The organism is Aeromonas sp. Y293-4 (genome assembly GCF_027705905.1).
In the GTDB taxonomy this organism is placed as follows: Bacteria; Pseudomonadota; Gammaproteobacteria; order Enterobacterales; family Aeromonadaceae; genus Aeromonas; species Aeromonas veronii.
The window spans coordinates 92573-118797 of the sequence record NZ_JAPDCI010000010.1 but is presented as its reverse complement, the minus strand read 5'-3'; the positions used below and the strand labels follow the sequence as shown (position 1 = coordinate 118797).

The following is a 26225-nucleotide window of genomic DNA, read 5'->3' as shown; positions in this document are numbered from 1 at the left end:
CTACCACTTTAGTTATAGATTCTGCCGCGTGGGATAAAAATGGAGCAAAAAGGGCGGCAAATTGGCCTTGCCGCCCTTTCTGTCAGTGCTGTAGACCTGACTCAGTTGCCCAGATAGACCGGCAACAGATTTGCCATCGACAGGAAGTGGAACAGCGCGGTCGCCAATCCGAACAGGATCAGCAGCCAGGCCATCAGCTTGCCGCCGGGGGTGACGAAGTGGGGGGTCACTTCGCCCCGCTCGGCCCGCGCCCGGGTGCGCAGCACCAGCAGTGCCGGGATGATGCAGGTCCAGATGGTGGCGGCGGCACCGGCATAGCCGATGGCCAGCAGGAAGCCGAACGGGAAGAGCAGGGAGAGCACCAGCGGCGGCAGGAAGGTAACCGCCCAGGTCTTGCTGCGACCGACGCGGCTGTTGTCGAACTTGAACAGATCAGCCAGATAGTCGAACACCCCGAGCCCCACCCCGATAAAGGAGGAGAGAATGGCCGCCATGGAGAAGCCGTTGATGGCGCTGGCCACCTTCTCCGATTCGATCACCCCTGAAAGCGCGGAGAGCAGCACACTCACGTCTCCCCCTTTGGCAATCACAGGGGCAAAATCCTGACGGGGCAGGTTGCCGAAGATCCCCAGCAGCCAGAGCACGTAGAGCGCCAGCGCGATCAGGGTTCCCCCCAGAATGGCCCATCTGGCCTGCTGCTCGTTCTGGTAATAGGCACGCAGGGAGGCAACAGAGTGGTGATAGCCAAACGAGGTGAGCGCCACCGGCAGCATTGCCATGGCATAGGGGGCGTAGCGACTCTCGCTGCCCGCCAGATCGAGCAGGGTCGGCAGCTTGATACTGCCGAGCAGCCCGGCCACACCGAGGGCGAAACTGAGGATCATAAAGGCGATCAGCACCACAGAGATGCGGTCAACGGCGCGAGTCGAGTGCCACACCACCGCAGAGAAGAGCGCCACGAACAGCACGGACGCGAGCTTGCTGTCGATCCCCAGTATCCCCTGCAGGATGGCACCGGAGGAGGTGATATAGGCGTAGAGCAGAATGCCGCCAACAAAGTAGACCGAGAGGTTGTTGAGGAGATTGAGCTTCTCCCCCAGCAGCTCGCGAGTCACGGTATTGAAGGAGACCCGCATATCGTGGTGCTGGAAGGATTCCAGCAGCATCCAGCCGGAGAGGGTCATCATCACCATGGTGACGGTCAGCGCCAGTACCGACCAGAGGGTCCAGGCCCCCGCCCCCGAACTCGGCAGACCGAGCATGCCGGCTCCCACGCAGACGCTGGCAATGATGCAGGCGCCCCCCAAAATTGACGGTTTTTTCTTCATAATCCCTTCTTTTTCTGACTGATTATCTATCCGCGGTAAACAAGACCGCGGCATGATGCCAGCCTTTGCCATAAGACGCCTACCACTATCTGTCATAACCGGGCATGGCCGCCGCATAAAAAAATGCCCCGAACGGGGCACTCTATCAGCGGGAATGATGTGAAGAGGGTTAATCCATCACCGGGATACCTGCCCTCGCTTCGGCCTGACGGGCGATGGCTTCGGTCATCCCCTGAAAGATAAAGAGGTGGAACGGCAGCATGGCGAGCCAGTAGGCCAGCCCCCAGGCGCCCTGCGGGTGCCAGTGAGCGGTGACCCGGATGCGGGTCAACCCGGACTCCTCAGGCAGGATGTTGAACTCCAGCCGCCCGACGCCCGGGGCCTTCATGTTGAACAAGAGATCGAGCCTGCGCCCCTCATCCACCCCGAGGATCTGCCAGGAGTCGAGCATGTCACCCTTCACGAAGCGATCCGGATTGGTGCGGCCACGGGTGCGGGCCGGACCGCCGATCAGATGATCCATCCATTCGCGCACCACCCACAGCTGGTTCATGTAGAAGTAGCGCTGCTCACCCCCCAGTTGCTGCAACACATGCCACACCACCTCGGGAGAGGCGAGGCAGATGGCCTCGCCGCTGGCGGTACGGTCGTAGAAGCCATATTCGGGATGGCGCCAGCGCAGGCCGAGCGGCGTCTCCTGCCCCTGCTGTTCGGCACCCAGCTTCTGCTCCAGCGCCAGACTCTCCGCCAGCGCCTCATCGAAGCTGAGCAGAGTCTGTGGCAGCAGGGCACGCAGCGGGCCGTCGTCGGCCGGGATATCGTGCTTGAGACCGCCCACCAGCGCCTTGGCCACCGGCTGCGGCACAGAAGTGACGAACTGCAGCCACCAGGCAGAGAGGCGCGGGCTCAGAAACGGAATGGGAATGATGGGGCAGCGCTTGCCGATATGGGCGGCGAACTTCTGCAACTGCTGCTGATAGCTGAGCAGCTCGGGGCCGACCGCGTTGAAGATGCGCCCATCCACCTCGTCTGCCTCTACCAGACCGCCCAGATAGTGCAGCAGGTTTGACAGCGCAATCGGCGGCGTGCGCGAGCGCACCCATTTGGGCGTCACCATCAGCGGCAGGTTGAACACCAGATCCCGCATCACCTCGAACGCCGCTGACCCTGGCCCGATGATGATGCCGGCGCGCAGCTCCACCGTCGGTACGCCGGATTCGCGAAACAGCTCGCCACAGTGGCGGCGGGAGTTGAGATGGCGGCTGTTGCACTGCTCGGGCTGGATTGCCCCGAGATAGATGATGCGGCGCACCCCGGCGGCGCGGGCAGCGGCAGCGAAGTTCTTCACCCCCTGCTGCTCCAGCCGGTGAAAATCGGCCCCCGCCCCCATGGCATGGACCAGATAGAAGACGGTATCTATGCCCGCCAGTGCAGGCAGCAGGGTGATCGGCTTGAGGCTGTCGGCGAGGCGAAACTCGACCCCCTCAGGCAAGCGGCAGGGACGGCGCGCCCCGGCAATCACCCTGTAGCCCAGCGTTTGCAGGTGGGGCACCAGATAGGAACCGATGTATCCTGCCGCTCCCATCACCAGACAGTTTCTCATCCTCTCTTCCTCTTCACATGTTGCGCCCTGCGCTTGGGCAAACGGACCAGCACCCGCATGCCCATCATCCTGCCACGCCGCCACCTTGCAACCTAGTACTAACCACCTCCCTGATTAGTCCGATTTGGTGTTAAGCCCTGCTCATCAATTGGTCGATAACTGACCAGATGTATAGCGCCGAGGGCGAACGTATGCGCATCGATCACTACGACCTCCAGGGGGAGGTGCAATACCGGCAACAACAGGCCCAGAGCCGCAAGGTGCGCAACCTCGGGCCAGTGCCACCCGTCATCAATCCACCGGAGGGCAACAACGCGGCAGTGGCCGGCGAACGCAGCAGCACCCTGACCCTCACCAGCGCCCTGACGCTGCAAACCGCGAGGCAATCGGCCGCCAGCCAGCCAGCAGCAACACCTCCCGCCCCGCCCGCAGCGGACGTCGGCAAAGAGCAGGATGGTATTCCCGACGATGGACTGGATAACCGCCAGCGGCTGATCAAGCTGATGATCGAGGCGATGCTGGGCCACGAAATCGAGCTGCCCAAGCCGATCAAACCCTCCGAAGAAGGAGGCGATGGAGTGACCCAAGGAGATGCAACTGCTCAAGCCGCCGAGCCGGATCAACTGGTGGAGGTGACTGACACCCTGCTGCAACAGGAGCAGCTCAACGTGATGGCATCGGCCAGCGTAGCGACTCGGGATGGTCAGACTATTCAGCTCGATCTCGGCTTTGTGCTCGACTGGCGTCAGCTGGAGGTGAGCCAGCGGCGCACCACCCTCAATGCCCTCAAAGATCCGCTGGTGCTCAGTCTGGATGGCAAGATTGCCGATCTGACCGAGGCACGGGTCACTTTCGATATTGATCAGGATGGCAAGGAGGATAGCCTGCCGGGCTTGAGTGAAGGGAGCGGCTTTGTGGCGCTGGATCGCAATGGCAACGGCACCATAGACGATGGGGGCGAGCTGTTTGGTGCTCGCTCCGGCAATGGCTTCGGCGAGTTGGCCACCCTGGATGAAGATGGCAACGGGGTGCTGGATGAGGGGGATAGCCAGTTTTCAGCCCTGCAGTTCTGGCATCCAGAGCACGCACCTATAGCTCTGGTCGAACTGGGGATCGGCGCCATCCTGCTGCGCCCCCTCGACACCCCCTTCAACCATCTGGGGGAGAGCGGCAGTCAGGGGGTGCTGCGCCAATCCGGCCTCTATCTCACCGAACAGGGTAAAGGAGGCTGGGTGCAGCAGATCGATCTGCGGGTCTGAGCCTTGAAATGAAATCACCCATCGGTCGCTGACGATAACTGCCAGCGACCGGCGCCGGAGCCATCAACTCAGCTCGGTGGGGTCGATATCCAGACTCCAGCGCACCCTTTTGGTCTCAGGCCAGCCTTCCAGCTCCTTCACCGCCCAATCCAGCAGTTGGGCCAGCGGTGCCCGGTTCGGCCCCTGCACCAGCAACTGCATGCGGAACTTGCCCGCCTTGCGCTCCATAAAGCCGCTGATAGGCCCCAGCACCTGAACGTGGGGATAGCGGGCGCTGCGCAGGGTATCGGCGAGGCGGGCGAGGAACAGCTGCACCTCGTCGCGGCCGTTGGCCTCGGCGCGGAACAGCCCCTGATAGCTGAACGGCGGCAGCCCCAGCAAGCGGCGCTCTTTCAACGCCGTATCGGCGAAGTGGCCGTAACCGTTCTGGGTCAGATCCTGCAGCAGGGCGTGCTCCGGATGGTGGCTCTGCAGCACCACCAACCCGGGTTTGCTGGCGCGACCGGCACGGCCCGCCACCTGGGTGTAGAGCTGGGCCAGCTTCTCGGCGGCGCGAAAATCGGCGCTGAACAGGGCGCCATCCACATCCAGCAGCCCTACCAGAGTCACATCCGGGAAGTGGTGGCCCTTGGCCAGCATCTGGGTGCCGATCAGGATCTTGTACTTGCCCGCCTTGATGTCGCCGAGGTGGGTCTCCAGCTCCCCCTTGCGGCGGGTGTTGTCCCGATCGATGCGCACTACAGGATATTGCGGGAAAACCGTGGTGAGCAACTGCTCCAGCTGCTCGGTGCCCACTCCCGATCCAATCAGCTCGTTGCTGCCACACTCGGGGCAGTGGTGGGGCAGCGGGCGTACGCTGTCACAGTGGTGGCAGTGCAGCCGTCGTCCGGCCTGATGCCAGGTGTACCAGGCATCACAACGCTCGCAGGCGGCGCTCCAGCCGCACTGGTGACAGATCAGAGCCGGGGCATAGCCACGGCGGTTGAGGAACAGCATCACCTGATTGCCCGCCGCCAGATGCTCTGCCATCAGCTGCTCCAGCTGGGGGGAGAGCCCGGCCTGCAACCGCACGTTCTTGATATCCAGGATCACCTGACGGGCGGTCTGGGCGTTACCGGCACGGCGAGTCAGGGTGAGATGGTGATACTTGCCGCTGCGGGCGTTGTGCAGCGTCTCCAACGACGGGGTGGCCGAGCCAAGCAGGATGGGGATACCGGCACGATGAGCCCGCATCACCGCCAGATCCCGCGCGTGGTAGCGAAAACCGTCCTGCTGCTTGAAGGAGCCGTCGTGCTCCTCGTCGATGATAATGATGCCGAGGTTGTGAAACGGGGTGAACACCGCGGAGCGGGTACCGATCAGGATGGCGGCGCCGCCGTCGCGACAGGCGAGCCAGGCATCGAGCCGTTCCCGATCGTTCATGGCGGAGTTCATCGCTACCACTGGCACGTTGAAGCGGCGGCGAAAGCGATTGATGGTCTGCGGGGTGAGGCCGATCTCCGGCACCATCACCAGCGCCTGCTTGCCCGCCTTGAGCAAGGGCTCGAGGATGCTCAGGTAGACCTCGGTCTTGCCGGAACCGGTGATGCCATCGAGCAGGAAGGCACCGAACTTGTCGCTCTGGCTGGTAACGGCAGAGACAGCCAGCGCCTGTTCGCCGTTGAGGCGCAGCCCCTCCCCCGGCTCAAAGCGGGCGGCCCAGTCGCCGTCATGGCTCGGCTCCAGCGAGCGTTTCTCCAGTAGCCCCTTCTTCTCCAGCGCGGTGAGTGCTGCGCTCTGGATCTCCTCCTGTTTGAGGGCGGAGGGGGTCTGCGGCCCCTTGCGCAGCAAGGCGAGCGCTTGCTGCTGCTTGGCCGCCCGCTTGAGCTCGTTAAGGTCGATGGCCATCCCTGCCTCAGTAGCAAACCAGAACTCCAGTTCACGATAAGCGGCAGGCTCCCCCTTGCGCACCAACACCGGCAGGGCGTGGGGCAGCACTTCCCCCAGCGGATGCTGGTAGTAGCTGGCGCTCCAGTTCATCAGCGCCAGAATATCCGGCCCCAGCACCGGTGCGGTGTCCAATACCCGTTTGATGGGCTTAAGCTTGTTGCGGGGCACCTGGCTGTCGGCCGGATGATCCACCACCAGCCCGACCAGGGTCTGGGGACCGAAAGGGATCTCGACCCGGCAACCGGGGGCAGGTAACGGCAGGGGAGAGAGATAGTCGAAGTGACGGCGTAACGGTACCGGGACAGCGACACGAACCAGATCCAGCGTTTGGGAAGAATTCACCAGGGGTTGCCTATTTTTTCTGCGAAGCCACTTGCCTGATCTCAGGCATTTCCTATATTATTCGCAGCCTTTGAAACTGTGTTCAACAATCGTGTGGTGTCCGACAAGAGATCGGATGGCGACACGGCCTATTAATTGAGGTTGTCCATGAAAGCTGGTATCCATCCTGACTACGTAGCCATCACCGCCAAGTGCTCTTGCGGTAACGTCATCAACACTTTCTCTACCATCGGTAAAGATCTGAACCTGGACGTGTGCTCCGAGTGCCACCCGTTCTACACCGGCAAGCAGAAAGAAGTTTCTAGCGGCGGCCGCGTAGACAAGTTCAACAAGCGTTTCGGTGCGATGACCACCAAGAAGTAATTTTACTTCTGAAGAATTCTGAAAAAGGCGCCCATCGGGCGCCTTTTTTACGATCCCTGTTTTTCATCCTTCATGTTCCCGCAGCCAGACGCACTCGCCCCTACTGGCCAAACCCTTTGGAACGACGCAAATAGACATACCCCTCACCCGGGCTGCCCCAGCGCGGGCTCCCTGCGTTGTCATAGGCGCGATCCAGCAATCTGACGCTGTCGGGGCCAATCCAGATATGCTGCACCAGCGTCGTGGCACCACCAAAATCGGTGGAGCAGTGGCCCACCCGGGTATGACCGGCATATTCGCCGGAGGGGGTGCGGGTCAGCCAGATCTCGCAACCGTGGCGCAAGGAGAGCTGCTGCGGGGTCAGGCTGTCGAGCAGGGCGGGATCATGCCAGGCACCGGCAAAATCGGTGGCACGGGGCATGGTCAGCTCTGCCATCAGGATCCGCCCGTCAGGGGCGGGTGAGAAGCGATAAATACGCTGGCGAAAGGGGCGGATGGAACGCATGCTCAGATACTGCTCGGCATAGACCCAGCGATAGCCCTGATAGCCGGGCCAGATCTCCATCAGGCGCAGCTCGGCACTGGTAAAGCGGCTGTCGTAACTGGCCTGCTCCCGGCTCGTAAAGGCCCCGTTGAACCAGCTGAGTAGCGGCTCCATACCGGGCTTGAGTGGGGTAGCCTGAGGCGCCGGCCCTGCCAACACCAGACAGGAACAGAGCAGCCCGAATGCGGCCACCAGCAACTTTGCCATCGAATCCTTCCGAATCATCATAGTGGCGGCGATTATATGAGCGAATTTCCCCAATAACAGCCATTACGATCAAATCATTGCCACTCTGGTGTAAAAACCTCATAAGGATGCCAGTCCGCTCACTAAACCCGATATTTTGCCACCGCCTTGTTGAGCAGCTGGGCCTGCTCGTTGAGGCCCTCGCTGGATCTCGCATTTTCCTCCGCCATGATGCTCGACTCCTGGGCGATGTCGCGGATGTTGTTGACGTTGCGGTTCACCTCGTTGGCCACCAGACTCTGCTGTTCGATGGCTGCCGCAATCTGGGTGCTCATATCCATGATGTGGGTAACATCCTGAGTAATCTGCCCCAGCAACTCCCCTGCGGTACTGGCCTGATCCGAGCTGCGGTTGCCCTGCTCGCGGCAGGTTGCCATCACCTCGACGATGCTGCCGGTCTGTTTCTGCAGCGAGCTGATGATGCCGGCAATCTCCTGGGTCGATTTCTGGGTACGGATGGCCAGATTACGCACCTCATCGGCCACCACCGCAAAGCCGCGCCCCTGATCTCCTGCCCGAGCGGCTTCGATGGCTGCGTTGAGGGCCAGCAGGTTGGTCTGCTCGGCAATGCCGCGGATCACATCGAGCACGGAGCCGATGGTCTCGCTCTCTTTTTGCAGCTGGCTCACCTCGCGGGATGAACTCTCCAGATTGCCCGCCAGCGAGCGGATCTGCTCGACAGTATTCTCGACCGCAGCCCGCCCCTCCATCGCCTTGTTGTTGGTCGCCTGCGCATTGTTTGCCGCCTGCTCGGTGTTGCGGGCGATCTCTTCGATGGTGGAGCCCATCTCGGTGGACGCGGTCGCCACCATGTCGGTCTCCTGGAGCTGGCGCGCCGCCCCTTCACTGGTGCGCTTGACGTTGGCCGAGAGGTGATCAGCCGCTTCGGTCAGGGTGTGCACGCTCTGCTTCACATCGCCAATCAGGTTGCGAAACCCGCCCAGCATCACGTCGAGATTGCCTGCCAGCTGGGCCATTTCATCGGCCCCGCGCAGCTCTATCTTCAGGCGCAGGTCATTATCCTGACGAATGCGGTTGACGGTATCATTCACCTGAGTAATGGGACGGTCGATGCTGCGCCCCAGCAACACGCTCATGATGCCAATCAGCACCACAATCACCCCGCCACAGACCAGCATCAGGCTGTTGAGGCGAGCGCTCTGCCGCTCCAGCTCAGCGACAATGTGCTGATCGACGGCGGCAAACCCCTGTTCGGTCTGATGCACCAAATCCCGCATCTGGTTGCGCAGCCCCTCATCCTCTTTCAGCCCCAGTACCTGCATCCCCTGCACCAGCGCCACAAAGTCCTGCCGGTACTGCTTGCTGGCCTGCTCCAGCTTGCCACGCTCCCCCTCCGGCAAAGTGGCAAGACTATCCTGAAAACTCTTGTGCAAGGTCTCGAAACGCTCCAGATACTGGATATCGGAGCGCAGCATAAAGTCTTTCTCCGCCCGTCTCAGCTGCAACATGGTGATGAGCAACCCCTGCTGATCCAGCTGCTTGAGCCCATTCTCCACCTCATGCACCGCCGCCCTCAGCTTGCCATAGAGCCCCTCCTCCGGCCCCAAGCCAATCTTCTGCTGCTGGGCCACCAGATCGTTGAAGGCTTTGCCATAACCGCTGATCTGCTGATCCAGTCTGGTCAGCTCCCCCTCGACAGCCGCCAGATTGTCATCGGTCACCAGCTCCCGATTGTGCTGGTGAAAATCTGACAGCCCCTGATTGAAGCGCTCGACGAAGGTCATATCCTTACGGATCAGAAAATCCTTCTCGGCCCGCCGCAAGTTGAGCATGGCGATCTCCAGCTGGTCGATATTGCGCTGGGCTTCGGTCAGGTGACGGTGCACCTGGCTGGAGTAGATAAACAGGCCGCTCAGTACCAGCATGGCAACGGCAACCAGCACGGTATTCAGGATCAACTTATGACGGATAAGCACGATGGACCTCTCGCAAACTGGCAGTGAACTGCATTGAGCTTATGCAGAAAAGCGGCGACAGGTGATCTGTGCAAGGAATATTCATTGAAATGCCACACCCACTCCTTATACTGGTTGCACCTGTTTCCAGCCGTGGATTTGACACTATGGAATACAATACTTCTGAACTGTGCGACATCTATCAGGACATGGTGGATGTGCTTGAACCCATGCTCTGCTCCTTCGGCGGCCGCGCCTCTTTCGGCGGCGTCATCACCACCGTCAAATGCTTCGAATCGAATGGTCTTATCCGTGAACTCGTCAAAGAGAACGGACTGGGACGCGTCTTGCTGATCGATGGCGGTGGCTCCATGCGCCGCGCTCTGATCGACAGCGACATCGCCACCACGGCGGCCGAGAACGATTGGGAAGGGATTGTCTGCTACGGCTGCGTCCGCGAAGTCGATATTCTGGAAGATCTGGATATCGGCATTCAGGCACTGGCAGCCATTCCGGTCGGTGCCGACAGCAAGGATGTAGGGGAGACCGATCTGCCGGTCAACTTCGGTGGGGTGACCTTCCTGCCCGACGACCACCTCTACGCCGATACCACAGGGGTGATCCTCTCCCCCGAGGCACTCGATATCGAGTAAGCCACAGACAGCGTGACGACGGGAGCCTTGGCTCCCGTTTTTTATGCCTGCAACTTGCTGAAAAATGACAAAAAAAGAGGGCCAGATAAACTGGCCCTTAACTGGAAGCAATGTGAGCAATGTCGTGCCTTCACAAGAAGTCCATCACGTTGGAACGAATGAAGTCTTTCCCGGAAAACAAGTTAACAATAATCATTCTCATTTAACTAGGCAAGCGCTATTTGCAGAAAGTGCAAAAAAATTGACCACCGCGAAGGGTGGTCAATCTGGTCAGGCTTGCCGGGTGGCCGTTTGCAGGCTGGATAATCCGGCCTCGCCCACCAGCTTGCGGCTGAGGTAGCGCAACAAGACACCGTAGAGCGGCACGAACAAACCAAGGCTTATCAGCAACTTGAATACGTAATCGACGGTTGCGATCTCGACCCAGTGCTCTGCCATGAAAGGATCTGTGGTGCGCCAGAAGGCCACACTGAAGAAAGCGATGGTATCGACCAGATTACCGAACAGGGTGGAGGCCGCAGGTGCAATCCACCACTGCTTGAGCAGACGCAGGCGGTTGAACACCACCACATCCATGAACTGCCCTACCAGATAGGCCATAAAGCTGGCCAGCGCGATACGCGCTACGAACAGGTTGAACTCGGCCAGATGACCAACGCCCTGGAAGCTCCCTTCAAAGAAGAGTACGGAGAGCGCATAGGAGACCGCCAGTGCTGGCAGCATCACGGTCTGGATAATCTTGCGCGCCAGACCGGCACCGAAGATCCGCACCGTCAGGTCGGTCGCCAGGAAGATAAACGGGAAGCTGAACGCACCCCAGGTGGTATGGAAGCCAAACACGGTGATCGGCAGCTGCACCAGATAGTTGCTGCTGGCAATGATCAGGATGTGGAACAACGACAGGCGAACGAGCGCCGTTTGGTACTGCGCAGGGGTCAGATTCATCTTGTGACCTTTTTGGTTAATGGGGTTAGGGAACCCATATCGCCACCATTGGCGATAATCGAGGGGCAGGATTATACGCCCCAAAACCGATAGTTCAATCTTTATGCGATTACGCTTGTCCAGGTTGGCCAGCGGCAGAACAGGCCTTGTGGGCGATAGTCACGCCTTGTGCTGTCTGGCGAGCCAGAGCAGCGCCTCCCGATCCGCCGGGCGCACCGCCTCCAGCCAGCAGCCGCTGTAGTGTTCATACTCCAGCCGAAACTGGCTCCCTTCAAACTCCAGCAACCAGCTATGGCGGTCGGCACCCGTATCCTGCTTGAGCGGCTGCAGCTCCCACTCTCGTAGCAAGACCTGCGCCAACAGCGGAAACGTGTCCCACTCGAGCGCCGGACAATCCAGCGTCACTACGCCAGCTTCGCTATCTACCTGTTTGATTTGCCAACTCATGCCCAATCTCTCAGCTGCTGCAGGAGAGCTCACCACCGCAATACCATGCCGGAGTCGGGGTGGCGAGATCCTCATATTCGGGTTGTTCATCATAGGGGCGTTGCAGGGCGGCGAACAGCCGCTCGAACGGCCGCATATCCCCTGTGTCGGCGGCGTCGATCACCTGCTGGGCCAGCGCATTGCGCAGCACATACTTGGGATTGATGGCATCCATCTGCGCCTTGCGCACGGCATCCTCGCTTCCTTCGTGCATTAGCCGCGCCCGATAGCGCTCCAGCCACTCCTGCCAAACACCAGGTTCAGACAACAGGGACAGCAGAGACGCAGGCCACGCCCCCTCTTGCGTTACCTCACTGAGACGACGAAGGAACAGGTGGTAATCCACCTTGTGGGCCGCCAGCAACCGGAACAACTCGCGGAACAGCGCCGGGTCATCCTCCTCCCACACCGCCAGCCCGAGTTTGGCCCGCATCAGCTCGGAGTAGTGCAGCATCAGTTGCTGCTCGTACTGGGCCAACGCAGCAGCCAGCGCATCACCGTCTACATGGCCAGCCAGCGCCTGCGCCAGCTTTTGCAGATTCCAGTAACCGACCGCAGGCTGCTGATCCAGCGCGTAGCGGCCCGCCGGATCCGAGTGGTTGCAGACAAAATCGGGCACGTAGGCATCGATAAAGCCGTATGGCCCGTAATCCAGCGTCAAGCCGAGCAGCGACATGTTGTCGGTATTCATTACCCCGTGACAGAAGCCCGCCGCCTGCCATTTGGCAATCAGGCGCGCGGTGCGGCGCACTACCTCGGCAAACAGTTCGGCACCACTCTCCAGTTCGGGGAAGTGGTGGCGCAGCAGATAGTCGATGAGTGGCGGGATCTTCTCCCCCCGCCCGCTCCAGGCGAAATACTCGATATGACCGAAGCGCAGATGGCTGGGGGCGGTGCGCAGCACGGTCGCCCCGGTCTCAACCTGCTCGCGATAAACGGGCTCCTGACTGCCCACCAATACCAGCGCCCGCGTGGTCGGGATGCCGAGGGCATGGAGCGCTTCGGAGGCGAGATATTCGCGGATGCTGGAGCGCAGCACGGCGCGGCCGTCACCAAAACGGGAGAACGGGGTTTTACCTGCGCCCTTCAGGTGGAGATCCCAGCGCTGACCATCCGGCGCCTGCTGCTCACCCAGCAGCAGCGCGCGACCATCTCCAAGCCGGGGGCTATAACCCCCGAACTGATGGCCCGCATAGACCTGCGCTACCGGCTGCATACCGGGCAGCACTTTTCCCTCGCCACAACAGGCGATCCAGTCAGCCTCGCTGACCCCTCCCAGCCCCAACTCATCCAGCAAAGCCCGGTTGAGATGAAGCAACCTGGGTTGCTGCAGCGGCTGGGGGGCCACGGGTTCACAGGCCCAGGGCAACTCGGTCGCAAAAGTGTTGATCAACTTCATGGTTGTGCCATTCGTCCCTGCGTATGCTCGTGTCACTCTTTATACTGCCGTCAGCCATGCTTGCGCTAACTGGCAACCATCATTTTTCAATTCAAGGAGAAGAAGATGCAAAAATGGGTATATGCCCTGCCCTTGCTGGCACTGGCGTGGGGTCATCAAGCCAAAGCTGCCGATATTGAAGCCGGCAAAGCCAAGGCAGCGGTCTGTGCCGCCTGTCACGGCGTGGAAGGCAAGGCAATGATCCCCAACTATCCCCATCTGGCGGGTCAGAATGCCGCCTATCTGGTGAAACAGTTGAAAGCGTTCAAGGATGGCACTCGCAAAGAGCCCTTGATGGACCCCTTCATGGCGCCGCTGACCGATGCGGATATCGACAATCTGGCGGCCTTCTACGCCAGCCTGAAATAACCTCGCGTCTGACCCAGGTTCTTCCGAGCCGTGCTTGCCGTGGTCGATTAGGCTGCCTAATCGACCCTACCGGCGGCAGTAATCGATGATCAGGTCCATAAAGGCTTCGCCAAAGCGCTCCAGCTTGCGGTGCCCGACACCGTTGATAGCCAGCATCTCGTCTTCGGTCATCGGCATCAGCTGAGCCATCTCAACCAGGGTCGCATCGTTGAACACCACGTAGGGCGGCACCTCTTCGTCCTCGGCAATCTGCTTGCGCAGGCCGCGCAACTCCTTGAACAACCGCTTGTCATAGTTGGCATTGTCGAGCAGGCCATTGCGCTTCTCCTTGCGGCTGGAGATGGGCTGCAAGCGGGGCACCGCCAGCTCAAGCTTCACCTCGCCACGCAGCACCGGACGGGCCGCTTCGGTCAGCTGCAGCACCAGATTGCGGGTGATGTTCTGGGTCAGCAGCCCCTTGTGGATCAGCTGGCGGATCACGCTCATCCAGTATTCGTGGCTCTGATCCTTGCCGATGCCATAGGTCGACAGCTTGTCATGGCCGTGATCCTTGATGCGCTGGTTCAGCGACCCGCGCAGCACCTCCACCACATAACCCACCCCGAAATTCTGCCCCACCCGCCAGACGCAGGAGAGCGCCTTCTGGGCATCTTCGGTACCGTCATAACTTTTGGGCGGATCGAGACAGATATCGCAGTTGCCGCACGGCTTGTCGTTGTACTCGCCAAAGTAGTTGAGCAGCACCTGGCGGCGACAGGTCTGCGCCTCGGCAAAGGCTGCCATCACGTTGAGCTTGTACTGCTCCACCTGCAACTGCTGCGGGTTCTCGATGTTGTCGAGCAGGCGGCGCACTCGGCCGATGTCGGCGGGATCGTAGAGCAGCAGCGCCTCGGCGGGAGTGCCATCGCGCCCGGCGCGACCGGTCTCCTGATAATAGGATTCGATGTTCTTCGGGATGTCGTAGTGCACCACGAAGCGCACATTGGGTTTGTCGATGCCCATACCGAACGCCACCGTCGCCACCACTATCTCGATGTCGTCCTTGAGGAAGGCATCCTGCGTCTGCTGGCGCTGCTCGAGCGGCAGCCCCGCATGATAGGGCGCGGCCTTGCAGCCGTGGCGAGATAACCGCTCGGCCACCTCCTCCACCCGGTTTCGACTGGAGCAGTAGACGATGCCGCAGTTGCCCTTCTGGCTCTGGACGTAGCGCAGCAACTGCTCCGCCGCCTTGAACTTCTCCACCAGGCTGTAGCGGATATTGGGGCGATCGAAGCTGGCTGTGTGGATGAAGGGATCGTTCAGCTCTAGGCGGTGCAGCATGTCGCTGCGGGTCGCCTCATCGGCGGTGGCCGTAAGCGCTACCACCGGCACCTGCGGGAACCACTGCTTGAGTCGCCCCAGCGCCGCATACTCAGGCCGGAAATCGTGGCCCCACTGGGAGACACAGTGCGCCTCATCGATGGCGAACAGCCCGAGCGGCAGCTCGGCCAGCCGATCCATAAACTCGTGCTGTAACAGTCGCTCGGGGGAGACATAGACCAGCTTGATCTCGCCGCGACGCATGGCGGCGAAGTTCTGGATCATCTCCTCCCGACTGAGGGCCGAGTTGATGTAGACCGCCGCTACACCGTTGGCGCGCAGGCTGTCGACCTGATCCTTCATCAGCGAAATAAGGGGAGAGACCACCACACCGAGCCCGGGCCGCAGCAGCGCCGGGATCTGGTAGCAGAGCGACTTGCCGCCGCCAGTGGGCTTGAGCACCAGCGCATCGCGCCCCGCCACGATCTGCTCGATGATCTCGAGCTGACCCGGCCGAAACTGCTGATAGCCGAAGACCGCCTGCAGCAGGGCAAGCGGACTCTCTGGCTGAGGATCTGGCAGGGTTTCGGCAATCGCGGTCATGGGCTCTCCTTTGGGGTCGCCATTCTAAAGCAGCCGCCGCCCACAATAAACCTGCCATTGCGACTGTTAAGGAACTGTTGCAGACTGGCTGGAGTTTTTACTCGGCTTTGATGACAAGGATTGGGATCAGAGAATGAAACAGATGCTCAAGAAGATGGCGCTCAGTGGCATTGCCAACCTGTTTGCCGAGAAGATGCCCTTCAACAAACTGATCGGCATGCAGGTGACCCACTACGACTTCGACAAGGTGGAACTGCGTATCAAGATGGACGAGAAGCTGATCGGCAACCCTTTCCACAACATCCTGCATGGCGGCGTCACCGCCACGCTGCTGGATGTGGCAGGCGGTATGATAGTCGCCGCCTCCTGCATCGACGAGCTGGAGGAGTTCTCCCCCAGCTATCTCAAGGAGCGCTTCGCCCGCCTAGGCACCATAGATCTGCGGGTGGATTACCTGCGCCCGGGACGCGGCAACGAGTTTATCGCCACCGCCCACATCATCCGGGCTGGCAGCAAGGTGGCCGTCGCCCGGATGGAGCTGCACAACGAAGAGGGCACCCACATCGCCTTCGGCACTGGTACCTATCTGGTGGGTTGAACCAAGTTAGTGCATAAAAACCACGCGGCTAATCCACTTTTAATCATTAGATTCCTTACCCCCTCTGGCCGAACAAGGTCCATACTGATAGTCGGGATTGTGTGCAGAGGGAGGATTGCAGGCGATGAGTGCGAAACTGGCCATCAAACCATCCAGAGCCTTGTTGATACAGCTCGAGTCCATGCTCGACGAGGTGCAGACACCCGAGTGTCGCCACTGGTTGGAACAGGAGCTTGAGGGGTATTCTCTCTCCTCACCCCTGCCTTGGTATCGCATCGTTCCCTGTCGGCAACGCGGTCACTTTCTGGATCTGAAAACGGGAAAATATTTGACCTGTCACATCAACAGTCAAACGCTATGCCAACGCGATCTGGCCCAAATTCAGTTCATTTATGCCCGTGAACCCGCCGCCCACTATTTGCTGCAACGCAATTCCGGTATTGAACCCTGGCCAGAACAGCTGCTGGAAGATTATCAGGAGCAGTTGATCCCCGGCCATCTATGCCTGCAAGCCTGGCATGAGCCCGTGATTTCATTACGTGCACAACTGATGGAGGGAATAGAACATTTCATTAGTGAGTACCCCAAGCACGCGGCCTTGCTGCCTCAACACAGTTTCAAGGCTTTGCGGCATCAGCACTGGCATATCTGAGTAAGCGCCTGGCGCGCAAGGAGGGCACCATAGACAAGACCCATAGCGAGATTGCCACAATCTAGAGTGCCGGAGTCAGGATCAGACTCCACCGATGGGCCACCGAGCGGTGGCCCTTTTAATGTCTGTGGTTTTGCTTCAGCCCTGCATACAGCAACTACGATCGCTTATTCAAGTGGCAGGTCGGCAGGTCGGCAGGTCGGCAGGTAAAGTGAAGCGAGAAAGCAGAAAAACGAAATGCAAAAAGGCCACTCTATTGAGCGGCCTTTTCAAATTTGGTCGGTGTGAGAGGATTCGAACCTCCGACCCCTTCGTCCCGAACGAAGTGCGCTACCAAGCTGCGCTACACACCGATGTCTGCGGGACGGGAATTTACCGAAAGCCCCGACCTGACACAAGCCTTTTTTGCATTTGGCAGGAAAAAAAGTGCCGTTCGCTCAACTATTCAGCACTCTTTTCACCCGTTTACCGGACTGCAGCCAGCTGGTGACATTCCGGTAACCGGCTGTCAGGCCAGGCGCAGGGAGGCTGGCCCCAGCAGACGGCGCTGCCAGTCAGCCACAGTGCCATGCTCCAGCCAGTCGGCTGCATGCTGGCGCCAGTTGGGGGAAAGGGCCGGATTCTCCAGCAACATCAGCAGATCCGCTTCATTGCGCACCTGATTGAACAGGATATCCGCCGTGCGCTTCACCGTCAGTTCGGGATAGGGTCTGTCTACCAGCTCCATGGCCCTGTCAGGCGCGATCATGCCCTCCTCCAGCACCCGCAGCAGCCAGCCACAACGGCCATTTAGCTGCATCACCTGCGACATCTGGCCATAGCCAAAGCGCTGGTTGAGCTTGAAGCAGGGGGATCTTGGCTGACTTATCTGGATCAGCGCCTCGCCGAGTCGATAGACATCGCCAATGCAGGCTTGCACCTCGGTCAGCCCGATACCGGAGAGGTTCTCGCCAAAGGCGGCAGGTTGCCAGGGTGTGCGTGGCGCAGGCAAGCCCAGTGCGGTTTGCCAGGTCTGCCACCAGAGATAGTGATCGGCAGGATAGTAGTGGAGCGCCCGATCCGGGCCACCGTGGTGGCGCAGGTCACACTGCTCATCCCCTTCCAGACCGGCAAAGGTACAGCGAACTGGTGCAGAGATCTGTTGCTTGTGAATAGCGCTAGTGAGGCCGGGCACCAGCTCGGTGCCACGACCGCTAAAAAGGGAGATCCGCATACTCATCCTCCAGGTTGACGAGAGTAGGCGGATCTTATCATGGCGTCAGACGACGGCCTGCATCTGGGTGGTCATGGCTATCTCGGCGCGACGGCGCTTCTCCGCCCTGGCCATCAGATACCAGCTGCCGAAGGTAAAGAGCGATACCGACAACAGGATCAGGCTGGCCACCGCGTTGATCTCGGGTTTCACCCCTAGCCGCACCGCCGAGAAGACCTCCATCGGCAAGGTAGTGGAGCCCGGGCCGGAGACGAAGCTAGCCAGCACCAGGTCATCCAGCGACAGGGCGAACGACATCATACCGCCTGCCGCCAGCGAGGGGGCGATCATCGGGATGGTGATCAGGAAGAACACCTTCCACGGCTTGGCGCCAAGATCCATCGCCGCCTCCTCGATGGAGAGATCCAGCTCCCGCAACCGCGCCGACACCACGATCGCCACGTAGGCGGTACAGAAGGTGGTGTGCGCGATCCAGATGGTCAGCATGCCCCGCTCGGCGGGCCAGCCCACCAGCTGGGCCATCGCCACGAACAGCAGCAGCAGCGAGAGACCGGTGATCACCTCGGGCATCACCAGCGGCGCCGTCACCATGCCGCCGAACAGGGTGCGACCACGGAAGTGGGGAATTCGGGTCAGCACGAAGGCTGCCACCGTCCCCAGCGCCACCGCGGCGATCGCGGTGTAGAAGGCGATCTCCAGCGAGCGGAACACAGACCCGATCAGCTGCTTGTTGTCGAGCAGGCCGAAGTACCACTTCAGCGACCAGCCACCCCAGACCGTCACCAGCTTGGAGGCGTTGAAGGAGTAGATCACCATGATGATCATGGGCAGGTAGATAAACAGCAGCCCCAGCCAGAGCATCAGTTTGGCAAAACCGAAACGCTTCATCATGCCTTGCCCTCCAGCTCTTTGGCCTGGTTACGGTTGAAGAGGATGATCGGAATAATCAGCACCGCCAGCATCACTACCGCCAGCGCAGAGGCAACCGGCCAGTCGCGGTTGTTGAAGAACTCCTGCCACAGCACCTTGCCGATCATCAGGGTCTCCGGGCCGCCCAGCATTTCCGGAATAACGAACTCCCCCACCACCGGAATGAACACCAGCATGCAGCCGGCGATAATGCCGTTCTTGGAGAGCGGCACCGTGATCTGCCAGAACCGGGTCAGGTTGCGGGCCCCCAGATCGGAGGCGGCCTCCAGCAGGCTCTGGTCATGCTTGACCAGATTGGCGTAGAGCGGCAGCACCATGAAGGGCAGGTAGGAGTAAACGATGCCGATATAGACCGCCAGGTTGGTATTGAGGATCTGCAGCGGCTCGTCGATCACCCCGATCCCCAGCAAAACGCTGTTGAGCAGACCATTGTTGCTGAGGATCCCCATCCATGCGTAGACCCGGATCAGAATGGCGGTCCAGGTCGGCATCATGATCAGCAGCAGCAGAACGGTCTGGGTCTCCTTGTTGGCCCGGGCGATGGAGTAGGCCATCGGATAGCCAATCAGCAGGCAGAGCAAAGTGCTGACGAAGGCCATCTTGAGGGAGCCCAGATAGGCCGCGATATAGAGCTCATCCTCCTGCAGCAGCAGGTAGTTGCCCATGTTGAGCAGTATGGTGAGCTGATTGTCGGCCCAGCTCACCACGTCGGTGTAGGGCGGGATCGCCACATCCGCTTCCGCAAAACTGATCTTCACCACGATGACAAAGGGCAGCAGGAAGAAGAGGAACAGCCAGAAGAAGGGGATGCCGATCACCAGCCGGCGCCCGCCGACCCGCTTCAGTCGTTGCAAGAACTTCATGATTGCAGCACCACGCCGCTGTCATCTTCCCAGTAGAGGAACACCTGGTCATCCCAGGTTGGCCGCTTGCCGTGGCGTTCGGCATTGGCGATGAAAGCCTGAACGATTTTGCCCGAGGGCAGCTGAATGTGATAAACAGAGTGACCGCCCAGATAAGCGATGTCATAGACCTCACCCTTGGTCCAGTTGAAGTCCGGGTGCTCGATCTCCTCCGGCTTTTGCAGACTCATCAGCAGTTTTTCCGGCCGCAGGGCGTAGGTCACCTTCTTGTTTTCGGCGCGGGAGCTGATGCCATGGCCCACATAGATGGGCTGCTCCAGATCGGCGCAGGCGATGGTGGCGTGGTCCTGCTCATCCTCCACCAGCAGGCCGTCAAACAGGTTGACGTTGCCGATGAACTCGCACACCAGCCGACTGGCCGGAGTCTCGTAGATATCCATCGGGCTGCCGATCTGCTCGATGCAGCCGAGGTGCATGATGGCGATCCGCTCCGCCATAGTCATGGCCTCTTCCTGATCGTGGGTCACCATGACGCAGGTAACCCCGACCCGCTCGATGATCTCAACCAGCTCCAGCTGCATCTTGGAACGCAGCTTCTTGTCGAGCGCCCCCATGGGTTCATCCAGCAGCAGCAACTTGGGACGCTTGGCCAGGGAACGAGCCAACGCCACCCGCTGACGCTGGCCACCGGAGAGCTGATGCGGTTTGCGACGGGCATACTGGGTCATCTGCACAAGCTTGAGCATCTCCTCCACCCGGGCATCAATCTCGGCCTTGGGCAGGCCATCCTGCTTGAGGCCAAAGGCGATGTTCTGGGCCACCGTCATATGGGGGAACAGGGCGTAGGACTGGAACATCATGTTGATGGGGCGTTCATAGGGGGGCATGTCGGTGATGTCGACCCCGTCGAGGAACAGCCGCCCCTCGGTCGGGCGCTCGAAACCGGCCAGCATCCGCAGCAGGGTCGATTTGCCGGAACCGGACCCGCCGAGCAGGGCGAAAATCTCCCCCTTGTGAATATTGAGAGATACGTTATCGACCGCCAGCGTTTCGTCGAACTGCTTGCTTACCCGATCAATTTTCACCAGCACTTCTTTGCGCTGCTGACTGCCCTCGAGGGCTTTCTTGTAGGCACTGGAGGCTATCGCCATTACCAAACTCCCCAACGTGATACCGGCCTTGCGGCCGATCCATAAAAGCGATTTGGCGCCCCCGAACGGGCACCAAGGTTAGGTACCGGACTTGATCTTGGTCCAACTCCGGGTGATTAGACGCTGTACCGAGCGGGGATGTGCTTCCTGCACATAGAGTCGCTCCAGCACGGCTTGAGGGGGATATACCTCCTCATTGTTGCGCACCGCCTCATCCATAAACTCGCCCGCCCTTGAGTTGGGATTCGCGTAGCCCACATAGTCGCTGACCTTGGCGATCACTTCGGGCTGCAGGACGTAGTTGATGAGAGCGTGCGCCTCTTTGACATTGGTGGCATCGGACGGGATCGCCATCATGTCGAACCAGAGATTGCCCCCCTCTTTCGGAATGCTGTAGGCAATTTTCACCCCCTTGCCAGCTTCATCGGCGCGGGCAGCGGCTTGCAGGATGTCGCCGGAAAAACCGGCCGCCACGCAGATGTCGCCATTGGCGAGATCGCCGATGTATTTGGAGGAGTGGAAGTAGGCCACATAGGGCCGCACCTTGAGCAGCAACGCCTCGGCCTGCTTGATATCCCCCGTCGCATGACTGTTGGGATCGAGCCCGAGGTAGTTGAGGGCAGCAGGGATCATCTCGTCGGCAGAGTCGAGGAAGGCGACGCCGCAGCGAGAGAGTTTCGCCATATTTTCCGGTTCGAAGATGGTGGCCCAGGAGTCAATCTTGTCGACTCCCAGCACCGCCTTGATTTTGTCGACGTTGTAGCCGATGCCGTTGGTCCCCCACAGATAGGGCACCGCGTACTGATGACCCGGATCCACCTTGTCGAGCTGCTTGAGCAGCACGGGGTCCAGGTTGGCCAGATTGGGCAGCAGGGATTTATCCAGTTTCTGGAAGGCTCCCGCCTTGATCTGCTTGGCCAGGAAATTATTGGAGGGCACCACCAAATCGTAACCGGTCCGCCCCGTCAGCAACTTGCCTTCCAGGGTCTCGTTTGAGTCAAACACGTCATAGACGGTCTTGATCCCGGTCGCCTGCTGGAAATCGCTGAGGGTGGTCTCACCGATATAGTCAGACCAGTTGTAGAAGTGCAGCACAGGGGCAGCCTGGGCCACATTCGCCAATCCCATGGTCAGCGCTATGGTTAGCAATCTGGTTGTATTCACGGTGTCAGTTCTCCTGTTTCAGTGGTTGACCGTCTGCGCATCCATTCGCGCGGCCCATCCGGATGGATGGCATCACTACCCTCCCGGCCGAACTGCGGACCGGGAGGGGCATTCGTTACTTACTTGCCGGACTTGATCTTGGTCCAGCTGCGGGTCATCAGACGCTGCACCTTGGCCGGCAGATCCGGGAAGGTGTAGATCTTCTGCAGGGTCGCCGCATCAGGGTAGATACCCGGATCGGTGCGGATCGCCTCATCCACCAGCGGGGTCGCCGCCTTGTTGCCGTTCGGGAACTGCACCACGTTGGTAATATTGGCGATCACCTCGGGCTTCATCAGGTAGTTGATGAAGGTGTGGGCCGCCTCGACGTTCTTGGCATCCGCCGGAATGGCGATCATGTCAAAGAAGCTGCCTGCCCCCTCTTTCGGAATGGTGTAGGTGAGCGCGACGCCATTCTTGGCCTCGGCTGCCCGAGCCTTGGACTGCTGCAAGTCACCAGAGTAACCGACCGCAACGCAGAGGTTGCCGTTGGCCAGATCCGAGATGTACTTGGAGGAGTGGAAATAGGCGGTATAGGGACGGATGGAGAGGAACAGCTCCTCAGCCTTCTTCAGCTCGGCCGGTTTCTGGCTATCCGGCTTGAAGCCCAGATATTGCAGGGCAGCCGGCAGCATTTCGGTCGGTGAATCGAGGAAGGAGACGCCACACTCTTTCAACTTGGCCATGTTCTCCGGCTTGAACACCAGATCCCAGGAGTTGACCGGGGCATCAGCCCCCAGCACGGCTTTCACCTTCTCGGCGTTGTAGGCATAGCCGATGGTGCCCCACAGATAGGGGATGGAGTACTGGTTGCCCGGATCGCTCGGCTCGAGCGCCTTGAGCAGGTCGACATCCATGTTTTGCCAGTTGGAGAGCTTGGACTTGTCCAGTTTCTGGAACACGCCCGCCTTGATCTGCTTGGCCAGGAAGGGGTTGGATGGCACCACGATATCGTAGCCCGAACTACCCGCCAGCAACTTGGCTTCCAGTACCTCGTTACTGTCGAACACGTCATAGACCACCTTGATCCCCGTCTCCTTCTGGAAGTTATCCAGGGTATCCGGCGCTATGTAGTCGCTCCAGTTGTAGACGTGCAGCACCTTCTCTTCAGCCATTGCTCCGGCACTTGCCATGACCAGAGCCACAGAGGCAGCGATCACTCCTGTTTTGAAAGACATCATCCTTGTCTCCTAAGCAAATTGTATGCGCATGCCAACCTGCCCGACCGGCCTCAACCCTTCAGCTTTGCGGCTGTCAGATCCAGACTGCGCCTGGCCAGATCGACCAATTCATCCACCTGTTCCTCGGTGATGACCAAGGGGGGCGATATGATCATGGTATCGCCTACCGCCCTCATCACCAAGCCATTGTTAAAACAGAACTCCCGGCAAGTCATCCCCGCATTTGCCTGAGCCGGGAAACGCCGGTTGGTCTGCTTGTCCTCAACGATTTCCAGCGCGGCGACCAATCCTTTGCCACGGGTTTCTCCCACCAGCGGATGATCGGCCAGCTCCGCCCAGCGGCGCTGCAAATAGGGGCCGATAGTATCATGCACTCGCTTAACTATGCTCTCTTTCTGCATAAGCTGGATATTGGCCACCGCCACGGCGCAAGAGACCGGATGACCCGAGTAGGTGAAGCCGTGGTTGAACTCGCCCCCCTCCTCCACCAGCCCCTTGGCAACCCGGTCACTCACCATCACTGCGCCGAGCGGCAGATAACCGGAGGTGATCCCCTTGGCCAGACACATCAGGTCCGGCTTGATGCCAAACCCTTCGCTGGCAAACCAGTGGCCGGTGCGGCCAAAGCCGCAGATCACCTCGTCGGCGATCAGCAGGATGCCGTAGTGATCGCAGATGCGCTGGATCTCCGGCCAGTAGCTGTCAGGCGGAATGATGACGCCGCCCGCCCCCTGGATCGGCTCGCCGATAAAAGCAGCCACCTTGTCCACCCCCAGCTCCAGAATCTTCTGCTCCAGCTGGCGGGCCCGCTCCAGCCCGAACTCGTGGGCGCTCATCCCCTGCCCCTCACCGAAGTGGTAGGGCTGATCGATGTGCACTATGTCGGGAATGGGCAGGCCGCCCTGGGCATGCATCCCTTTCATGCCGCCCAGACTCGCCCCCGCCACGGTGGAGCCGTGATAGGCGTTGTGGCGGCTGATGATCACCTGTTTGTCAGGCTGACCCTTGCTGGCCCAGTAGTGGCGCACCATCCGCAGCACGGTATCGTTGCACTCGGAGCCGGAGCCGGTGAAGAAGACGTGGTTGAGATGGGCTGGCGTCACCTCGGCCAGCAGGGTCGCCAGCTCGATCACCGGCGGGTGAGCGGTCTGGAAGAACAGGTTGTAGTAAGGCAACTGTTGCATCTGGCGGGTGGCGGCATCTACCAGCTCCTGGCGGCCATAGCCCATATTGACGCACCACAGGCCCGCCATGCCGTCGAGAATGCGTTTGCCCTCGGAGTCTTCCAGATAGACACCGCTGGCTTTGGTAATGATGCGCGAACCCTTCTTGTTCAGGGCCTGAAAATCGGTAAAGGGGTGCAGGTGGTGGCTGGCATCCAGTTGTTGCCACTCACGGGTTGTCTGCTGCATTTGTTGCTCCTCGGTTCCTTCGATTTAGCAAGATTCAGTCGTCAAATAGTCAGGTGAGTCGGCACGTTCGCAGCCACAGTCACTCACGGCGTGTCTGCTGCATTCGTTACTCCCCTGCGCCTTCGATTTGGCAAGATTCAATCGTTAATCAATCCAGGTCGCAGCGCTCTTTCGGCCACAACCACTCACAGGTGGCTGCCGCCACCTGACTCGCGTTCCGGTCTCTTCGATACAGGGACCGGGGAGGCCGACTCCGGCCTCCCCGTTACAGGGGTATCAGACGTTCAGCAGCAGGAACTCCCGCTCCCAGCGACTGATCACCCCGAAGTAGGTCTCGTACTCTTTGCGTTTGACCGCGACGAAGGCGCGGGTGAAGCGCTCACCCAACATCTCCTTGATGGGCTCGCACTGTTCGAGATGGCTGAGTGCCTCCTCCAGCGAGCGGGGCAGGCTGTAGGGCAGGTCATAGGCGCTCGACTTCATCTCCGGCAGCGGCTCCAGCTTCTCCATCATGCCGAGATAGCCACAGGCTAGAGTGGCGGCCAGCGCCAGATAGGGGTTGGCATCGGCACCGGCGAAGCGGTTCTCCACCCGGCGGGCACTGGGGTCGGAGAAGGGCACCCGCAGGCCACAGGTACGGTTCTCAACCCCCCACTGGACGTTGCGCGGCGCGCTCTCGCCAAAGGTGAGGCGGCGGTAGGAGTTGACGTTGGGGGCCAGCAGGGCGGTCACCGCCGGGGTGTATTTCTGCAGACCGGCGATGAAGTGCATGAACTGTTCGCTGTTACCGCCGCTCGAGGTGCCGAACAGGTTGTGGCCGTTCACATCTTCCAGACTCTGGTGGATGTGCATGGCCGACCCCGGTTCGTCACTCATCGGCTTAGCCATGAAGGTGGCATAGATGCCGTGGCGGTGAGCGGCCTCACGCATGGTGCGCTTGAACAGGAACACCTGATCCGCCAGATCGATGGCATCCCCGTGCAAGAAGTTGATCTCCATCTGGGCGGCGCCCGACTCGTGGATCAGGGTGTCCACCTCCAGCTCCTGCGCCTCGCAGTAGTCATACATGTCTTCAAAGATGGGGTCGAACTCGTTGACCGCATCGATACTGAACGATTGGCGGGCGGTCTCAGGGCGGCCGTTGCGACCCACCGGCGGCACCAGCGGATAATCGGGGTCTTCGTTGCGGGTGACCAGATAGAATTCCAGCTCGGGCGCCACCACCGGCTTCCAGCCCTGCTTCTCGTAAAATGACAGAACCCGACGCAGCACGGAGCGCGGCGCGATATCGATCAGCTTGCCGTTGACGTCGAAACAGTCGTGGATCACCTGTGCAGTGGGCTCCAGCGCCCAGGGGACAAAACGGATGGTGTTGGGGTCGGGATAGAGCTGCATGTCCCGCTCCAGCGGGTCGATCATGCTGTCGTCATCCGGATATTCGCCGGTCACCGTCTGGGTGAAAATCACCTCGGGCAGACGCATGCCCCCTTCGCGCAAAAACTTGTTGGCTGGGATGATCTTGCCCCGGGCGTTGCCGGTGAAATCCGGGAACAGGCACTCCACCTCCGTGATGCGATTGCTCTCCATCCAGCCTTTGATACTGTCCATGTTAAACCCCGACTTTACGGTTGCCATTGGCAAGGGTGTCTAATATATGGAACACCCTTGTTATAAAATTGTAATCAACATCACCATAAAA

General features: G+C 60.1%; 23 protein-coding genes and 1 tRNA gene. 6 read left to right on the top strand and 18 right to left on the bottom strand.

The window, feature by feature from the left end:
• Nucleotides 1–101: 101 nt before the first annotated feature.
• Together OKC31_RS12900 and OKC31_RS12895 are read right to left on the bottom strand one after the other, a co-directional pair.
• Nucleotides 102–1328, bottom strand: a complete 1227-nt coding sequence (locus OKC31_RS12900; protein WP_139442314.1) for an aromatic amino acid transporter — start codon at nucleotides 1326–1328, stop codon at nucleotides 102–104.
• 169 nt (nucleotides 1329–1497) lie between these two features.
• The gene (locus tag OKC31_RS12895) at nucleotides 1498–2931 is read right to left on the bottom strand and encodes a DUF2867 domain-containing protein (RefSeq protein WP_247823644.1); all 1434 of its coding nucleotides are present in this window, start codon (nucleotides 2929–2931) and stop codon (nucleotides 1498–1500) included.
• A gap of 167 nt (nucleotides 2932–3098) precedes the next feature.
• On the opposite strand from OKC31_RS12895, the gene OKC31_RS12890 reads away from it, so the two are divergent.
• Entirely contained in the window at nucleotides 3099–4190 is a 1092-nt protein-coding gene (locus OKC31_RS12890; protein WP_247823645.1) for a hypothetical protein, read from the top strand.
• Between the two features lie 63 nt (nucleotides 4191–4253).
• Here the strand turns inward: OKC31_RS12890 and priA are convergent, their stop codons facing one another.
• Complete coding sequence (priA, locus tag OKC31_RS12885) at nucleotides 4254–6461, bottom strand: primosomal protein N' (protein WP_247823646.1); 2208 nt, start codon at nucleotides 6459–6461, stop codon at nucleotides 4254–4256.
• Nucleotides 6462–6608: 147 nt separating this feature from the next.
• Here priA and rpmE point away from each other — a divergent pair, with 147 nt between their 5' ends.
• Nucleotides 6609–6824 carry a 50S ribosomal protein L31 gene (gene rpmE / locus OKC31_RS12880; RefSeq protein WP_005340673.1) on the top strand — a complete coding sequence of 72 codons (216 nt, stop codon included), beginning with the start codon at nucleotides 6609–6611 and terminating at the stop codon, nucleotides 6822–6824.
• Nucleotides 6825–6924: 100 nt separating this feature from the next.
• Here the strand turns inward: rpmE and OKC31_RS12875 are convergent, their stop codons facing one another.
• Together OKC31_RS12875 and OKC31_RS12870 are read right to left on the bottom strand one after the other, a co-directional pair.
• Nucleotides 6925–7575: a chromophore lyase CpcT/CpeT gene (locus OKC31_RS12875; protein ID WP_139746998.1), complete on the bottom strand. Its 651-nt coding sequence runs from the start codon at nucleotides 7573–7575 to the stop codon at nucleotides 6925–6927.
• A gap of 122 nt (nucleotides 7576–7697) precedes the next feature.
• Nucleotides 7698–9551: a methyl-accepting chemotaxis protein gene (locus OKC31_RS12870; protein WP_247823647.1), complete on the bottom strand. Its 1854-nt coding sequence runs from the start codon at nucleotides 9549–9551 to the stop codon at nucleotides 7698–7700.
• A 146-nt stretch (nucleotides 9552–9697) separates the two neighbouring features.
• Between OKC31_RS12870 and rraA the strand changes: the two genes are divergently transcribed.
• On the top strand, nucleotides 9698–10183 hold the full coding sequence (gene rraA / locus OKC31_RS12865) for a ribonuclease E activity regulator RraA (protein WP_005340678.1): 486 nt from the start codon (nucleotides 9698–9700) through the stop codon (nucleotides 10181–10183).
• Between the two features lie 270 nt (nucleotides 10184–10453).
• Here the strand turns inward: rraA and OKC31_RS12860 are convergent, their stop codons facing one another.
• From OKC31_RS12860 to OKC31_RS12850, 3 genes are all read right to left on the bottom strand, one after another.
• A complete protein-coding gene (locus OKC31_RS12860) occupies nucleotides 10454–11128 on the bottom strand; it encodes a 7-cyano-7-deazaguanine/7-aminomethyl-7-deazaguanine transporter (RefSeq protein WP_005340680.1) in 675 nt (224 codons plus the stop codon).
• A 159-nt stretch (nucleotides 11129–11287) separates the two neighbouring features.
• Nucleotides 11288–11575, bottom strand: coding sequence for a DUF3630 family protein (locus OKC31_RS12855; protein ID WP_247823648.1), 288 nt, complete (start codon nucleotides 11573–11575; stop codon nucleotides 11288–11290).
• 10 nt (nucleotides 11576–11585) lie between these two features.
• Nucleotides 11586–13013 carry a protein adenylyltransferase SelO gene (locus OKC31_RS12850; protein ID WP_247823649.1) on the bottom strand — a complete coding sequence of 476 codons (1428 nt, stop codon included), beginning with the start codon at nucleotides 13011–13013 and terminating at the stop codon, nucleotides 11586–11588.
• Nucleotides 13014–13118: 105 nt separating this feature from the next.
• On the opposite strand from OKC31_RS12850, the gene OKC31_RS12845 reads away from it, so the two are divergent.
• The gene (locus OKC31_RS12845; protein ID WP_005340687.1) at nucleotides 13119–13421 is read left to right on the top strand and encodes a c-type cytochrome; all 303 of its coding nucleotides are present in this window, start codon (nucleotides 13119–13121) and stop codon (nucleotides 13419–13421) included.
• Between the two features lie 66 nt (nucleotides 13422–13487).
• On the opposite strand, the gene recQ is transcribed toward OKC31_RS12845, so the two are convergent.
• The gene (gene recQ, locus OKC31_RS12840; protein WP_042081697.1) at nucleotides 13488–15323 is read right to left on the bottom strand and encodes an ATP-dependent DNA helicase RecQ; all 1836 of its coding nucleotides are present in this window, start codon (nucleotides 15321–15323) and stop codon (nucleotides 13488–13490) included.
• A 133-nt stretch (nucleotides 15324–15456) separates the two neighbouring features.
• Here recQ and OKC31_RS12835 point away from each other — a divergent pair, with 133 nt between their 5' ends.
• Nucleotides 15457–15921, top strand: a complete 465-nt coding sequence (locus tag OKC31_RS12835) for a thioesterase family protein (protein WP_005355465.1) — start codon at nucleotides 15457–15459, stop codon at nucleotides 15919–15921.
• A gap of 124 nt (nucleotides 15922–16045) precedes the next feature.
• Entirely contained in the window at nucleotides 16046–16573 is a 528-nt protein-coding gene (locus OKC31_RS12830; RefSeq protein WP_247823650.1) for an AbiTii domain-containing protein, read from the top strand.
• Between the two features lie 276 nt (nucleotides 16574–16849).
• On the opposite strand, the gene OKC31_RS12825 is transcribed toward OKC31_RS12830, so the two are convergent.
• The 9 genes from OKC31_RS12825 to OKC31_RS12785 form a co-directional block, all read right to left on the bottom strand.
• Nucleotides 16850–16926 (bottom strand) — tRNA-Pro (locus OKC31_RS12825).
• A 155-nt stretch (nucleotides 16927–17081) separates the two neighbouring features.
• Nucleotides 17082–17786, bottom strand: coding sequence for an MOSC domain-containing protein (locus OKC31_RS12820; protein WP_247823651.1), 705 nt, complete (start codon nucleotides 17784–17786; stop codon nucleotides 17082–17084).
• A gap of 45 nt (nucleotides 17787–17831) precedes the next feature.
• Complete coding sequence (locus OKC31_RS12815; protein ID WP_005355472.1) at nucleotides 17832–18677, bottom strand: ABC transporter permease subunit; 846 nt, start codon at nucleotides 18675–18677, stop codon at nucleotides 17832–17834.
• A complete protein-coding gene (locus OKC31_RS12810) occupies nucleotides 18674–19579 on the bottom strand; it encodes an ABC transporter permease subunit (protein ID WP_005340703.1) in 906 nt (301 codons plus the stop codon). Before OKC31_RS12810 ends, OKC31_RS12815 begins: the two co-directional genes overlap by 4 nt.
• A complete protein-coding gene (gene potA, locus OKC31_RS12805; protein WP_005340704.1) occupies nucleotides 19576–20730 on the bottom strand; it encodes a polyamine ABC transporter ATP-binding protein in 1155 nt (384 codons plus the stop codon). The genes OKC31_RS12810 and potA overlap by 4 nt, the downstream gene beginning before the upstream one ends.
• Nucleotides 20731–20808: 78 nt before the next feature.
• Nucleotides 20809–21894, bottom strand: a complete 1086-nt coding sequence (locus tag OKC31_RS12800; protein WP_005355476.1) for a polyamine ABC transporter substrate-binding protein — start codon at nucleotides 21892–21894, stop codon at nucleotides 20809–20811.
• A 119-nt stretch (nucleotides 21895–22013) separates the two neighbouring features.
• On the bottom strand, nucleotides 22014–23111 hold the full coding sequence (locus tag OKC31_RS12795; protein WP_005340709.1) for an extracellular solute-binding protein: 1098 nt from the start codon (nucleotides 23109–23111) through the stop codon (nucleotides 22014–22016).
• A 53-nt stretch (nucleotides 23112–23164) separates the two neighbouring features.
• A complete protein-coding gene (locus OKC31_RS12790) occupies nucleotides 23165–24526 on the bottom strand; it encodes an aspartate aminotransferase family protein (protein WP_247823652.1) in 1362 nt (453 codons plus the stop codon).
• 276 nt (nucleotides 24527–24802) lie between these two features.
• The gene (locus tag OKC31_RS12785) at nucleotides 24803–26134 is read right to left on the bottom strand and encodes a glutamine synthetase family protein (protein ID WP_021230755.1); all 1332 of its coding nucleotides are present in this window, start codon (nucleotides 26132–26134) and stop codon (nucleotides 24803–24805) included.
• Nucleotides 26135–26225 lie beyond the last annotated feature (91 nt).

Coding starts and splice junctions, on each gene's coding strand:
- recQ (WP_042081697.1), bottom strand. CDS start 15,323: ATGACCGCGATTGCCGAAACCCTGCCAGATCCTCAGCCAGAGAGTCCG.
- OKC31_RS12895 (WP_247823644.1), bottom strand. CDS start 2,931: ATGAGAAACTGTCTGGTGATGGGAGCGGCAGGATACATCGGTTCCTAT.
- OKC31_RS12830 (WP_247823650.1), top strand. CDS start 16,046: ATGAGTGCGAAACTGGCCATCAAACCATCCAGAGCCTTGTTGATACAG.
- OKC31_RS12795 (WP_005340709.1), bottom strand. CDS start 23,111: ATGTCTTTCAAAACAGGAGTGATCGCTGCCTCTGTGGCTCTGGTCATG.
- OKC31_RS12900 (WP_139442314.1), bottom strand. CDS start 1,328: ATGAAGAAAAAACCGTCAATTTTGGGGGGCGCCTGCATCATTGCCAGC.
- OKC31_RS12890 (WP_247823645.1), top strand. CDS start 3,099: ATGTATAGCGCCGAGGGCGAACGTATGCGCATCGATCACTACGACCTC.
- OKC31_RS12850 (WP_247823649.1), bottom strand. CDS start 13,013: ATGAAGTTGATCAACACTTTTGCGACCGAGTTGCCCTGGGCCTGTGAA.
- OKC31_RS12860 (WP_005340680.1), bottom strand. CDS start 11,128: ATGAATCTGACCCCTGCGCAGTACCAAACGGCGCTCGTTCGCCTGTCG.
- OKC31_RS12855 (WP_247823648.1), bottom strand. CDS start 11,575: ATGAGTTGGCAAATCAAACAGGTAGATAGCGAAGCTGGCGTAGTGACG.
- OKC31_RS12845 (WP_005340687.1), top strand. CDS start 13,119: ATGCAAAAATGGGTATATGCCCTGCCCTTGCTGGCACTGGCGTGGGGT.
- OKC31_RS12875 (WP_139746998.1), bottom strand. CDS start 7,575: ATGGCAAAGTTGCTGGTGGCCGCATTCGGGCTGCTCTGTTCCTGTCTG.
- OKC31_RS12790 (WP_247823652.1), bottom strand. CDS start 24,526: ATGCAGCAGACAACCCGTGAGTGGCAACAACTGGATGCCAGCCACCAC.
- rraA (WP_005340678.1), top strand. CDS start 9,698: ATGGAATACAATACTTCTGAACTGTGCGACATCTATCAGGACATGGTG.
- OKC31_RS12810 (WP_005340703.1), bottom strand. CDS start 19,579: ATGAAGTTCTTGCAACGACTGAAGCGGGTCGGCGGGCGCCGGCTGGTG.
- OKC31_RS12835 (WP_005355465.1), top strand. CDS start 15,457: ATGAAACAGATGCTCAAGAAGATGGCGCTCAGTGGCATTGCCAACCTG.
- OKC31_RS12785 (WP_021230755.1), bottom strand. CDS start 26,134: ATGGACAGTATCAAAGGCTGGATGGAGAGCAATCGCATCACGGAGGTG.
- OKC31_RS12820 (WP_247823651.1), bottom strand. CDS start 17,786: ATGCGGATCTCCCTTTTTAGCGGTCGTGGCACCGAGCTGGTGCCCGGC.
- rpmE (WP_005340673.1), top strand. CDS start 6,609: ATGAAAGCTGGTATCCATCCTGACTACGTAGCCATCACCGCCAAGTGC.
- OKC31_RS12815 (WP_005355472.1), bottom strand. CDS start 18,677: ATGATGAAGCGTTTCGGTTTTGCCAAACTGATGCTCTGGCTGGGGCTG.
- potA (WP_005340704.1), bottom strand. CDS start 20,730: ATGGCGATAGCCTCCAGTGCCTACAAGAAAGCCCTCGAGGGCAGTCAG.